Annotated in this window: 10 protein-coding genes; 6 read left to right on the plus strand and 4 right to left on the minus strand. The window is 64.3% G+C overall.

Features of this window, described 5'->3' with window-relative positions; all coding sequences use genetic code 11:
• Nucleotides 1-9 precede the first annotated feature (9 nt).
• Both AC1DX0_RS07035 and AC1DX0_RS07040 read left to right on the plus strand, forming a co-directional pair.
• The gene (locus AC1DX0_RS07035; RefSeq protein ID WP_477220902.1) at nt 10-1,113 is read left to right on the plus strand and encodes an alcohol dehydrogenase family protein; all 1,104 of its coding nucleotides are present in this window, start codon (nt 10-12) and stop codon (nt 1,111-1,113) included.
• Between the two features lie 138 nt (nt 1,114-1,251).
• Nucleotides 1,252-2,748, plus strand: a complete 1,497-nt coding sequence (locus AC1DX0_RS07040) for an HAL/PAL/TAL family ammonia-lyase (RefSeq protein ID WP_477220901.1) — start codon at nt 1,252-1,254, stop codon at nt 2,746-2,748.
• Nucleotides 2,749-2,802: 54 nt separating this feature from the next.
• Here AC1DX0_RS07040 and AC1DX0_RS07045 read toward each other — a convergent pair whose 3' ends face one another.
• Nucleotides 2,803-4,242 (minus strand): NAD(P)-dependent oxidoreductase, encoded by a 1,440-nt coding sequence (locus AC1DX0_RS07045; protein WP_477220900.1) that lies wholly within the window; start codon nt 4,240-4,242, stop codon nt 2,803-2,805.
• Nucleotides 4,243-4,367: 125 nt separating this feature from the next.
• Nucleotides 4,368-5,714 (minus strand): NAD(P)/FAD-dependent oxidoreductase, encoded by a 1,347-nt coding sequence (locus AC1DX0_RS07050; protein WP_477220899.1) that lies wholly within the window; start codon nt 5,712-5,714, stop codon nt 4,368-4,370.
• Between the two features lie 307 nt (nt 5,715-6,021).
• Here AC1DX0_RS07050 and AC1DX0_RS07055 point away from each other — a divergent pair, with 307 nt between their 5' ends.
• Nucleotides 6,022-7,872 (plus strand): ABC transporter ATP-binding protein, encoded by a 1,851-nt coding sequence (locus AC1DX0_RS07055; RefSeq protein ID WP_477221093.1) that lies wholly within the window; start codon nt 6,022-6,024, stop codon nt 7,870-7,872.
• The gene (locus AC1DX0_RS07060; protein ID WP_477220898.1) at nt 7,872-9,764 is read left to right on the plus strand and encodes an ABC transporter ATP-binding protein; all 1,893 of its coding nucleotides are present in this window, start codon (nt 7,872-7,874) and stop codon (nt 9,762-9,764) included. The genes AC1DX0_RS07055 and AC1DX0_RS07060 overlap by 1 nt, the downstream gene beginning before the upstream one ends.
• Nucleotides 9,765-9,815: 51 nt before the next feature.
• Here the strand turns inward: AC1DX0_RS07060 and AC1DX0_RS07065 are convergent, their stop codons facing one another.
• Nucleotides 9,816-11,240 carry a DHA2 family efflux MFS transporter permease subunit gene (locus tag AC1DX0_RS07065; protein WP_477220897.1) on the minus strand — a complete coding sequence of 475 codons (1,425 nt, stop codon included), beginning with the start codon at nt 11,238-11,240 and terminating at the stop codon, nt 9,816-9,818.
• Nucleotides 11,241-11,589: 349 nt separating this feature from the next.
• On the opposite strand from AC1DX0_RS07065, the gene AC1DX0_RS07070 reads away from it, so the two are divergent.
• Nucleotides 11,590-11,910 (plus strand): hypothetical protein, encoded by a 321-nt coding sequence (locus AC1DX0_RS07070; RefSeq protein ID WP_477220896.1) that lies wholly within the window; start codon nt 11,590-11,592, stop codon nt 11,908-11,910.
• Between the two features lie 183 nt (nt 11,911-12,093).
• Entirely contained in the window at nt 12,094-12,420 is a 327-nt protein-coding gene (locus AC1DX0_RS07075) for a hypothetical protein (RefSeq protein ID WP_477220895.1), read from the plus strand.
• A 67-nt stretch (nt 12,421-12,487) separates the two neighbouring features.
• Here the strand turns inward: AC1DX0_RS07075 and AC1DX0_RS07080 are convergent.
• Nucleotides 12,488-13,035: ABC transporter ATP-binding protein (locus AC1DX0_RS07080; protein ID WP_477354827.1), on the minus strand; the 548-nt coding region annotated here is incomplete at its 5' end.

The raw sequence follows: 13,035 nt of genomic DNA on the forward strand, positions 1-13,035 counted from the left end.
GATCGACCGATGAATGCGATAACCGGCACCCTCCCCGCCACCATGGCCGCCGTGCTGCTCACCGGGCACGGCGGACCGGAAAAGCTCGTCTACCGCACTGATGTGAAAGTGCCCGCGCCTGCCCCTGGTGAGGTGCTGGTCAAGGTCAGCGCTTGCGGCCTGAACAACACCGATGTCTGGGTGCGCCAGGGCGCCTATGGCACGGAAGAGGACGCCGCCGCCGTGTCAACGTGGCGGCGGCAAGGCAACACGCTGACCTTTCCGCGCATCCAGGGCACCGACACGGTGGGGCACATCGTTGCCGTCGGCGAAGGTGTCTCACCTGAGCGCATCGGCGAACGGGTGATGGTCGACTTCTCCATCTACAATCGCGACGACGATTCACTGGCCGACATCGACTATATGGGCCATGGCCGCGATGGCGGTTACGCCGAATATCAGACCGTGCCGGCTGAGAACGCGCATGTCGTCGACACGGAGATGAGCGACGTCGAACTCGCCACTTTCTGCTGTGCCTATCTGACCGGCGAACAGATGCTGGAACGCGCCGGCTTGAAGGCTGGCGAGCGCGTGCTGGTCACCGGCGCCTCGGGCGGTGTCGGCTCCGGCATCGTGCAACTGGCGCGGGCGCGCGGCGCCATTCCCTATGCCGTTGTCGGCAAGGGCAAGGAACAGGCGGTGCTCGACATCGGCGCCGAGGCTGTCATCACCCGCGGCGTCGCCAACCTGCCGCAAGCCGTGAATGAGGCGACCGGCGGCAAGCCGATCGACGTCGTGGCCGACCTCGTCGGCGGCGCGATCTTCAACGACCTGCTGCGCATCCTGAGGCCTGAGGGGCGCTACACCACCGCAGGCGCGATCGCCGGCCCGGTCGTCCAGCTCGATCTCAGGACCATGTACCTCAAGCAACTGCAGCTGCATGGCTCGAGCCAGGGCACGCGTGCGGATTTCCGCCGCATCGTCGGCTACATCGAGGCAAAGAAAATCCGGCCGCTGGTGGGAGGCGTCTACAGGCTCTCCGATTTTCACCACGCGCAGGCCGATTTCATCGCCAAGGATTTTGTCGGCAAGCTGGTGGTGGTGCCCGACGCTGTCGCGGAGCGGTCGGCGTAGTTTCAGAAATCCAGGCATTCTCGCTTCTGCCCGCTGCCCCAATGGGAATGGCTTGCAGTCCAGCCGGCAAGCCGCCACAAACGGTGACGCCCGCCGCGCCGCTGGTCCGGGCCTCTGGTCACAGGATACAGGCGAGACATGACAGCACGGATGATATTGCTCGACGCCAAGCCACTCAGCGTGGCTGATGTCGCCGAGATCGCGCGGCGCAATGCCAGGCTGATGCTGGGCGAAGAAGCGATGCGCCGCATCCGGGCAAGCCGCGCCCTGATCGAGCATCTCACCGGGCTTGGCAAGCCGATGTACGGCGTCACCACAGGCCTCGGCGCCTGTGTCGACACCCCGCTCGCGCAGGCCGACCTGATCGCTTTCCAGCACAGCGTGCCGCTCAGCCACAGTATGGGCATCGGACCGGCGCTGCCCACCGAGGCGGTGCGGGCGATGATGACCGCGCGCATTTCAGGCATGGCCGCCGGCGGCACCGGCACCTCCGAGCGCGTGGTCATGGGCCTTGTGGCGGCACTGAACGCCGGCGTCCACCCGGTGATCCCGACCTGGGGCTCGATCGGTGCGGCCGACCTTGCCCATCTCGGTCATATGGCGAGGTCGTTACGCGGCGATGGCGAGGCGGAATTCCAGGGCCGGATCATGCCCTCCGCCGAGGCGCTTGCGCTCGCCGGGCTCGAGCCGCTCGATCTGCGCGAAAAGGACGGCCACGCCATCATCGTCGCCAACAGCCTGTCGACCGGAACGGCGTGCCTGTGCCTCGAAGATGTCGCCCATCTCATCGACTGGGCGCTGGCAGCGGTCGCTCTCAACTATGAGGCGTTCCGCTCTTCCCTCACCGCGATCGACGAACATGCGCTGGCAGCACGACCAGCCTTCGGCCAGCGCGAGATCGGCGCGCGGCTGCGCATGGAGCTGGCCGGAAGCGGCCTGTGGAAAGACAAGGCCGCGCGACGCCTGCAAGATCCGCTCAGCTATCGCTGCGTGCCCCAGGTCTGGGGTGGCCTGCTCAATGCGTTCGAACAGGCGCGGCTGGCGACCGAGATCGAACTGGCGCATTCGGGTGACAATCCCGTGATCCTGGCCAAGGGCGAACGGGTGATTTCCAATGGCAATTTCGACCTCACGGCGATGACGCTGGCCTTTGAACAACTCGGCCAGGCGCTCGCGCATTGCGCCGTCGGCACCGCCAATCGCTGCATGAAGCTGATGTCACCTGTTATCGCCGACCTGCCGCGCTTCCTGTCGGCCAGGGGCGGCAGCCGCCAGGGCTACGCGGAATTGCAGAAGCCGTTGTCGGCGTTGGAAGCCGAGATCCGGCATCTGGCCAATCCGATGTCGCTCAGCCCGCTCGCGGTTTCGGACGGCATCGAGGATCAGTCGTCGATGGCGCCCAGGGTGGTGGCCAAGACCGCCGAGATCATCGAGCGCATGCGCTATCTCGTGGCGATGGAACTGATCTTCGCGGCGACCGGCGTCGAGTTGCGCGGCGTCGTCGACAGCATGGGCGAAGGACCACAGCGCACCTTTGCCGCCGTGCGCGCACTCGTCAGCCCGCTTGACGACGACCGCGAGATGAGCACCGACATGACGCGGGTGGCGCGGATGGTGGCGGGACCAAGGGACTGAGCTGGTGCTCCCATCCGACGCTGCCGTTTTTAAATCGGCGGGAGCAGGCCGATATTATTGGTAAGGGCCTCTGAGATTCAGCTTCTCGGCCAGAAGGCAAAAACGGTCGAGCAGCCGGACGAGCTCCTCGCCCTGTTCGGCGACGATCGTGCCGCGCTCGGTGGGCGGCGTGTCAGAGAGGGCCTTCCACAACCGGCTTTGCCGATCGCAGACATCGGCCAGCTCGGAGCAGTCGCTGGCGGTCAATTTCAAAAGGTGATCCGCCGTCACCGGTCCGATGCCAGGGGGCGTTGTCGCTCCAAGCAAGAGATAGCCGGGCGGCAAGGTGCCTTTCGCATTGGTCACCAATTTGCGGCAGATGACATCGAACAGCTGATCGACAGCCTGTTTGGCGCCGGCAACGCGCGAAGGATGGTCCGTATCGGCGGCGGCGTGCGGCAGAAGTTCAAGTTTGTCGCCATGCCTCTCGACGAGGTCGAGATAGGGCAGCATCGGGCCGGAAAGTCTACCGGTCGAGGCATCCCTGAACAGGTCGGCATCTATGGCGGCATGGCGCAGATGCCCTGCATCCAGGGCGACGCCAAGGGCCGCAACGTCGACAAGCTCGCCGCGATCGTAGTTGACCAGCACCGCGCCCTTGTTCATGCGTGACAGGACCTCCGCGCCAATAAGCCCGGCATTGGCGTAGCGCCCGTTTTGCGCATCCTGCTTGCCCAATCCGACATGGACGCTGAGCACATCGGCGCCTTCAGCCGCGCCCTCGAGGTCCCCCGCAAAGGCGAAACCCTCAGCTTCCACCCAGTCCCGATGTCGCGGCCGCGCGTGAACCACCACGCGCATGCCGAAGGCGCGGGCGAGCTTGGCGACCTCGCGGCCGATATTGCCGTAGCCGATGACGGCAATCGTCTTGCCTTCGAGTTTTTCGGTCGGGAAATCGCGCAGTTCCCTGCCGGTGTCGAAGGCGCCGCGCGCCACCCGATCGTGCAGCAAGTCGACCGGGAGATCCGGCAGCACTTTCAAAATCGCCTTCATCACCATCTGCGCCGTGGCGCGGCTGTTGATGCCGGGCGTGTTCATCAGCACGGCGGTGCCACCCTCGCCGCTGCCGCCGCCCCAGGAGCGAGACCCCATATTGCCGGTACCAGCGCCGATCCGCACGCCGGCGATCGGAAAAATGGCCTCGGCCGGCAGGAAGGTCGCGGCGGCAATGACGGCGTCATAGCGTCCGTCACCCGCGGCTTCGATCAGTTCTTCGCGGGTGCTGAGGTCCGGCTGGTAGAAGAAATGCACCCGGCCCCGTTCGAGGCTCGCTTTGTCGCCAAGTGCTGCCGCGTGGAAGCGGCCGCCCTTGGCCTCGATATGGGCGCGCACTTCGCTCGGGTCAGGCTTGCCGTCGGGTCCAAAGCGCAGGCCGACCAGGTCGCAGATCAGCACGGCGTAGACGCGCTGCGGGTCGATCGGCTCCACGGCCTGTAGGCTGGTGTTTGCGGTCACGTCGTTTCCCTCATGCAAGAACGGTAGGCCCGCTGCGGCAGCAGCCTGAACAATCAGAACCTATCCGCCCGGAAGGGCGTCAGATCGATCACCGGCGGCAAACCGGCGGCGAGTTGCGACACGATCTAGAGGCTGGGTCCCAGCTCGATCGGGCTGCCGTCGCTGAACCGGGATTGACGGAACCTGTGAAGATCATGTCCGATCTCGTTTCCCTGGACGAGGTCGGACACGACGCGGCCCATCCCAGGCCCGATGCCGAAGCCGTGGCCACTCATCCCGGTGGCGATGACGAGACCTGGAATCTCGGCGGCACGATCAACGATCGGCACGACATCTGGCATCGCATCGATCATGCCCGCCCAGACCGCCTTGAGCGGCACTGTCTTGAATTGCGGGAAAAGGGCCCTGAATTCGCGGTCGATATCCCGCAGCGCCGAGGCTTTGGCGGCGGGATTGAGGATGCGCATCCGTTCGAACGGGCTTTCCTCGTCCGCGTTCCACTTGCGTGGGGTTGACCAGCCGTCCGGAAACCCTCGCGGCGCCGCCGGCAAATAGTGGGTGCCAAAAGGATTGGCCATCAGGGCGGAAACATATTTGCGCGCGTGACGAAGAGCGTCAGGCCCGACATAGAGCTGATTGGAGCCTCCCGCTGCGAGCGTGTAGCCGCCATCCTGCCGGCGCCGGAATGCGATATGGTCGTCGGCGACGGCACCCGCATGGATTTCGGGCATGGGTCCGGTCGCGGCGACAGTCGCCCTGACGCTGAGCTGCGGGATGGAGACTCCGTGTGCACGCAGAAAGAGCGACGTCCACGCACCACTGGCGACGACAGCGTTCGAGGTGGCGATACGCCCCTGCTCGGTCCAGACGCCGCTGATGCGTCCCGCCGATATGTCGAGCATACGCGCCGCACAATTCTCGATGATCGTGACGCCCTGCCGGGCGGCCAGCCGAGCCAGCGCCGGCACCGCGACCCAGGGCTCGGCGCGCATGTCCGATGGGGTGGTCATTGCGCCCTTGAAGGAGCGCGACATGGCCGGGATCAGCCTGGCTGTCTCGCCTTGGTCAAGGAGACGCGTGTCGACCCCGTGGGTCTCAGCGATCTTCAAGAACCTCGCGAAACCGGCCATCTCCTTGTCCGTCCGCGCCAGATAGGTGACGCCCGTCTGCCTCAGCTCGACGTCTTCGCCGCATTCCTCGGCCAGTTGACGCCAGAGGCGTTGCGCTTCGATCACAACAGGCAGTTCAGCGGCATCGCGACCTTGCTGTCGGATCCAGCCCCAGTTGCGCGACGATTGCTCGCCGGCGATGCGCCCCTTTTCCAGCAATGTCACCGAAATGTTGCTTCGCGCCAGGAACAGGGCCGTGGTCACGCCGATGACACCACCGCCGATGACCACAACCTCCGAAGCCTTCGGCAACGGCGCTTGGAACTGGATCGGCATGGTTTCGGTGAAGGGAAAATTTGTCAAAGAAGACTGCCCTCTTGCTATTCATGGCCGCGCCAGCCCGCGCTGCCGGACCGAACGCTTCCGTGGAATGTCGGCGCTGCGTGACAGAACTGATAGGGGGTCGAGCTGGAGAATCTGCGCGTCAATGCAATAGAATTGGTTATGCCAGCGAATGCCATTGGCGGCACCACCTTTCAGGCACAGTGCGATGCCGCCATTGGCCCCTTGAAGGGTCAAGTCGGACACGCGTAACATCGGACCATCAGAACTGAGTCTGTTTCATTCGTCCGGGCTAATGTCCGGATTGGACTGGATATTTTCCTTGGCAATGGATGCAAAAGGCGGCGCGGCGAAGCGCGGCAAATCGTTTGCCCATGTGGCGGAAGCCTCCTGGGGCAAGGGCCTCAGCACCTTGCTGCGCATTGTGCGCATGACGCTGCGCCATCCCTGGCAGGTCGCCATCACCCTGGTCTCGACCTTCATCGCCGCGACGCTGCAGCTTTTCATCCCACGCCTGCTGGGACACGCCATCGACCAGGCGCAAGGCGTGATGGCCGCAGGTGCCGGCACCGCCGCCGAACAGGCGCTGTGGCACACAGCGCTGACCTTGCTGGTGGTCAGCATCCTGCGCGGCCTCTTCACCATGGCGCAGAACTACTATGGCGAGGCCGTCGGCCACCGGACCGGCTATGAACTGCGCCTGGCTTTCTACGAGAAGATCCAGCGCCTGAGCTTTTCCTACCACGACAAGGTCCATACCGGCGACCTGATCACGCTCGGGCTGCTCGATCTCGACGGCGTGCGCATGTTCTTTTCCACCGGCATCCTGCGCGTGGTGCTGCTCGGCGTGCTGATCGGCGTCGGCGCCTATCTCCTGATCAGCACCGATCTGGTACTCGGTCTGCTCAGCCTGAGCTTCGTGCCTTTCGTCGCCTGGCGCTCCTCGGTGACCCAGTTGAAGTTGCGCAGCACCTGGCTGACGCTGCAGGAGCGGCTGTCGGTGCTCAGCCGGGTGATGGACGAGAATCTCGGCGGCATCCGTGTCGTGCGCGCCTTCGCGGCGCAGCGGCATGAGCTCAAAAAATTCGACCGTGCCAAGCAGGATGCGCTGGAGCTGGCCAACGAGCGCGTCGACATCCGCGTCTCCAACACCGGCGCCATGAATTTTTCCTTCCTGGCGGCCATGGGCTTGGTGCTGTGGTTCGGCGGCCAGAAGGTGATTGCGGGCCAGATCAGCGTCGGCACGCTGGCCCAGTTCCTCACCTTCATGACCATCCTGCAGATGCCGGTGCGCCAGCTCGGCCTGATGGTCAACTCGTTCGCGCGCGCCTCGACCTGCGGCACGCGACTGTTCGAACTGCTCGACACCGAACTCGACATCAAGGACGCACCYGATGCCAGGGAACTCGTCATCACCGAGGGCGTGCTGCGCTTCGACAATGTCGGCTTCCGCTATGAGGGCGCGGGCGACCGCCCGACCCTGTCCGGCATCTCCTTCGAGGCGAGGCCCGGCGAGACGATCGGCATTGTCGGCCCGCCGGGCAGCGGCAAGTCGACCATCGCGCACCTGATCCCGCGCTTCTACGATGTGACGTCGGGCGCGATCACCATCGACGGGCAGGATATCCGTCACGTGACGCTGCAATCGCTGCGCAAGGTGGTCGGCGTCGTGCAGCAGGACGCCTTCCTGTTCACCACCTCGATCGAGAACAACATCGCCTATGGCAATCCCTGGGCACGCGAGACGCGCATCGGACAGGCAGCCGAGTATGCCCAGCTGCACAACTACATTATCGGGCTTCCGGCGGGTTATACGACGGTGGTCGGCGAACGCGGCGCGTCGCTTTCCGGCGGCCAGCGGCAGCGCCTGACCATCGCGCGCAGCCTGATGCTGCGGCCATCGGTCCTGGTCTTCGACGATTCCACCGCGGCCATCGATGCCGGCACCGAGCAGCGCATCCGCGCGGCGATGAAGCGCTTCGCCAGGGATCGCGTTACGCTGATCATCTCGCACCGGCTGAGTTCGCTGATGCATGCCGACCAGATCCTGTTCGTCGAAGGCGGCCGCATCGTCGAGCGCGGCACGCATGAGGAGTTGCTGGCGCTCGGCGGCCGCTATCGCGCGCTTTACGACCTGCAGTTGCGGCCGGACGACGACCGGCTCGAGGGAGCCGCATGATGTCGACGCAGAACGACGACGAGAAGGACGACAAAAGCGGACGGCCGACCAAGGCGGTCGTCGGGTCGCATCGCGACGAGGAAGAGGTTTTCGGCAAGGCCTATGATCCGCGTATCGTGCGGCGCATCTGGAGCTTCGTCAGCCCTTATCAGGGCCGGATCTTCATCTCGGTCGCGGCGGTTCTGGTGTTCACTCTGACCCAGCTCGCGATCCCGCTGGTCATCCGCTACGCCATCGACCACGGCATGGCGCCGGGCAAGCTCGACCGTTCGGTGATGATCTGGGCAACCGGCATCTTCGCGGTGATTATCCTGATCAACTACGCCGTCAGCCACGTGCAGGAAAGCGTCGTCGGCAAGGTGGCCGAGAATGTGCTGTCCGATTTGCGCCGCGCCATGTTCAGCCATCTGCAGCGGGTGTCGCTCAGCTTCATGGACAAGACCGAGGTCGGCCGGCTGATGTCGCGCCTGCAGGGAGACGTCAATTCGATGCAGGAATTCCTCGAAACCTCAGTCATGTCGGTGGGCGACATCGTGCTGCTGTTCGGCATCGTCAGCGTCCTGCTGTGGCTCGATTTCCGGCTCGGGCTCTTGACGCTGTCGACCATGCCGGTGCTGTTCATCGTGCGCCTGTTCTGGCTGCCGCGCGCCAAGGTCGCCTTCATGGCCGCGCACGAGACCAACTCCATCGCCAATGGCGCGCTGGCCGAAGGCATCCATGGCGTGCGCACCGTGCAGAGCCTSGAACGCCAGCACGTCAATTTCGACCTYTAYGACGAGAAGGTGCTGGCCAATCTCAACGCCCATYTGMGGTCGGCSAGATATGCCCAGGTGATGGTGCCGATCGTCGACACGCTGACCGGCATAGCCATGGCGACGGTCATCGTCGTCGGCGGTTCGATGGTGCTGTCGCACAGCCTCGACGTCGGCGTCATGGTGGCGTTCCTGTTCTACATCCAGCGYTTCTTCGACCCGATCCGCTCGCTCACCATGCAGTACAGCGTCATGCAGCGCGCCATGGCTTCAGGCCAGCGCATCTCCGAAGTGCTCGACGTGCCGGTGGATGTCAGCGACAAGGACAATGCGGTGGCGCTGTCGCGCGACACCGACGGCTCGGTCGAATTCAAGAACGTCACTTTCGGCTACCGACCGAACCAACCGGTGCTGAAGAACATCTCCTTCCGCGTCAATCCGGGCGAGACGGTCGCCCTTGTCGGCCCGACCGGATCTGGCAAGTCGAGCTCGATGGCGCTGGTGCACCGCTTCTACGATGTCTGGTCAGGCGAGGTGCTGGTCGGCGGGCATGACGTGCGCGACCTAACGCAGGATTCGCTCGGCGACCAGGTGGCCATGGTGCTGCAGGAGCCGTTCCTGTTCTCCGGCACGGTGCTGGAAAACATCCGTTACCACAAGACCGGCGCCAGCCGGGAGGAAGTGGTGCGTGCGGCACAGGCCGTCGGCGCGCATGACTTCATCGAGCAACTGCCTGATGGTTACGACACCGAACTCGAGCAGCGCGGCGGCAACCTCTCGCTCGGCCAGCGCCAGCTGATCAGTTTTGCACGCGCTCTGGTGGCCGACGCCAAGATCCTGGTGCTCGACGAGGCCACGGCCAGCATCGATTCCTACACCGAGATGCTGATCCAGAAGGCGCTGATCAAACTGCTGGAGGGTCGCACCGGGCTGGTCATCGCCCATCGGCTGGCCACCATCCGTGGCGCCGACCGCATCATCGTGCTGCAGAATGGCGAGATCGTCGAAAGCGGCAACCACGAACAGCTGATGCAGAAGAAGGGCCTCTACGCCCGCCTCTACAACATGAACTACGCTTCGTTCGACGACATTTCGCAGGAAGAGATGGGCATGGACGCGGCGGTCGGCAAAGCGACGTGAGGGGTGCCGGCAGGGTTCGAACCGAACGGAGCCTGCCCCGCCTGAGAGGGCCTATTTGCTGGATCCCCTGACATGACCGCTGACCTGCACGCCATCCTCGGCACGCAGGTACAGGAATCCGGGAATGGAGATCAGCGGGATGATCGCGGTCAGCAGGAACACCTGGTGAAAGCGTTCCGGCGTGAGCACGTGGGTCTCCCCTGCAATCAGGCCCAGCACCATGGCGGCGATCGAAACACCCAGCGAAACGCTGAGCTGCTGCAGAACGCCGCCAAGGCTGGTGGCGCGGCTGAGTTTTTCGCCCGGCAGATCGGCATAGGACAGGGTGTTGGAGGTCATGAACTGCGCTGAACGGATGATGCCGAACAGGAAGACGTAAACGCCGATCATCCAATGCGGTGTATCGGCCCCGATCAGGGCAAAACCCGCGACCGCAGCGGAACCAACGACCGCACTGCCGATCAGCACGACACTGAAGCCGAAGCGGCGCAGCAGCGGCGACAGCAGCGGCCGCATCAGCAAAGCGCCGAAACTGCCGACGAAGGTCAGCGAGCCTGAGGTGACCGGGCTCATGCCGAAGCCGACCTGCAGCATCAGCGGCAGCAGGAACGGCACGCCGTTGAGGCCGACGCGGCACAGGCCGCCGGCGAGTGTGCCGACCCAGAAGGAGCGAAATCGAAACAGCGTCAGGTCGACGGCCGGCGCCACGACGCGGCGCGCATAACGCCCGAAGGCGAGCAGCAGCATGACGGACGCGGCCAACACCAGCACCGTGGCTGAAACGGGAATGATCGGCCGGCCGATGTTTTCCAGCCCGAATTGCAGCAGCGCCACGCCGAACCCCACCATCAGGAATCCCGGGACGTCGAAGCGCTGTACCGCTTCCTCGTGGAAATCGTCGACAAAGCGCAGCGCCGCCAGAATGCCGATGCAGCCGAACGGCACGTTGACGTAGAATATCCACCGCCACGACGCGTAGGTGGTGAGCACGCCGCCAAGCAGCGGCCCGATGACCGGCCCCATGATGGCGGGCAAGGTCATGTAGGTCATGGCGGTGATCAGTCCGCTGCGCGGAAAGCTGCGCAGCAGGATCAGCCGACCGACCGGCGTCATCATGGCGCCGCCCAGCCCCTGCAGCGCGCGCATCGCCAAAAGCATGCCGAAACTGTTGGCCATGCCGCACAGGGCCGAGCCAAGGGTGAAGGTGAACAGCGCCAGCGCGAACACCCTTCGCGCGCCGAACCTGTCGGCGAACCAGCCGCTGACGGGAATGAACACGGCAAGCGTCAAAATGTAGGTGGTGATCGCAAGGTTGAGCCGGACCGGTGTCGTGTCGAGACTTTGCGCGATGGCCGGGATCGCGGTGGTGATGATGGTGGAATCGAGCTGCTCCATCAGAAAGGCGATGGCGACGATAACAGGGATGATCAGCCTCAGCCGCGGATCGCGCTCGGTGGCAAATTGAGGTTGTTCCAATGCTGCGGCCAATTCCGTCATGCGAGCGGCTTGTAGTCTCTAGCCAAAGTGGCGCATCCCCGTCCAAAGGCAAGATTGCCCTACGTGCCAGCCAGCCGGAGCCTGATCGCACGGCCGTCTTATGGTCCGACAAACAGGTTGGGGGTAGTCATTTCGACCCGCCGGAAGTCAACAAATCTTGACCGGCGCCGTGAATTGACGCGGCACCGGCCAGACCAGAGACGCCATCCAACGTCGCCCAAGGACGCCGCACAGTTCAGCGAGCGTCCGTCCCGGTTTCGTGAAAGAACGTGTCCGGCGACGGACGGCTTTCCTCCCCATATCTCTGGAACGGAAAGGAGATATTCCCATGAAAAGACAACTCGTATTTATCAGCACCATCCTGCTGACCCTGGCCACGAGCGCGGTCCCGTTTGCTACTATCGCCGATGCCGCCGTCGTCAGGCACCACTTTGTCCAACTCACCGCTGCGCATGGCGGCCATGCGAACGGTGGATATGGAGGCCACGGCGGCTGGGTTGGCGGCGGTTGGACTGCCGAGAATTCGTCCACCGGCAATGGCCGGATGGACAGCTACTACAATGGCTACGGCAGTTACCATGGCGACGTCGGCGACTTCTGCGGAACCATCGCCTGGACGCTCGATCTGTGCGGTCCCCACGGCCCGTGATTGCTGACCGCACCCGCCGACCCGCGCAGGACAGCCCGCCCCGGATATTCCGGGACGGCTGCGGTCGTCATTCCGCCCAACGCCAGTCGACGCTCCGTCCCGATTTCGTGAAGGAACGTGTGCAGTGAGAAGGCCGTTTTTCTCCCATGCGCAAGTGTCGCAAAACAAACAGGAGTAACGCTCATGAACAGGCAATTCGTATTCGCAAGCTCGATCGTGCTGGCCTTGGCGGCCGGCACGACTTCATTCGCAACCACGGCCGACGCCGCGTTCGTCAGGCACAACAGCGGCGGCCATGCCATGGGTCATTTCCGCGGCGGTCATTTCGATGGCGGGCATCGATACGCCTTTCACCGCGGATACGGACACGGTCGCCACTGGGCCGGCGGCGGCTGGCGAGGCGGCGGCTATTACGGCGGCTACTATGATTATTGCGGACCGGTCCAGCTGGCGCTCGGACTCTGTGTCCCGTACCGGCCCTATTACTATGGTCCGTTCGGAATCCTCTGATCTCTATCCGGCCATGGCATCCGCTCAGGTGCCATGGCTCCGTTGGAACCAGCAGGGTGCCCGGATGCTACGCCATTTCGGGACGTCTTGACGCTTCGCGGATCGCCTTGTGCACGCCGCGCTGCAAATCCATGAAGGCCGGGGTTTCCATCACCTCTTCCCGGCGCGGGCGCTCGATGTCGACATTGAAAGTCTGCATGATGCGTCCCGGGCCGATCCCCATGACGACGATGCGGTCCGACAGATAGACKGCCTCCTCGACGTCGTGCGTGACGAASAGCACSGTCAGCCTGTGCTCTTCCCAGATCTGGGTTAGCAGTTCCTGCATCTGGTGGCGGGTCAGAGCATCGAGCGCGCCGAAGGGCTCGTCCATCAGCAGCATCTTGGGCCGATAGGACAGCGCGCGCGCAATGGCGACGCGCTGCTTCATGCCGCCCGACAGTTCGGACGGATAGCGGTCGGCGCTCTGCGACAGCTTGACGAGGTCGAGATGCTCGAGCGCAATCTCGCGGCAGGCCGCGCGATCGTAGCCGGCGGCCTTGAGGKCGAACTCGATGTTCTGCCGCGCCGTCAGCCAGGGAAGCAGCGTGTAGGACTGGAAGACGACGCCACGGT

This window comes from Mesorhizobium sp. P3_A9 (assembly GCF_056402975.1).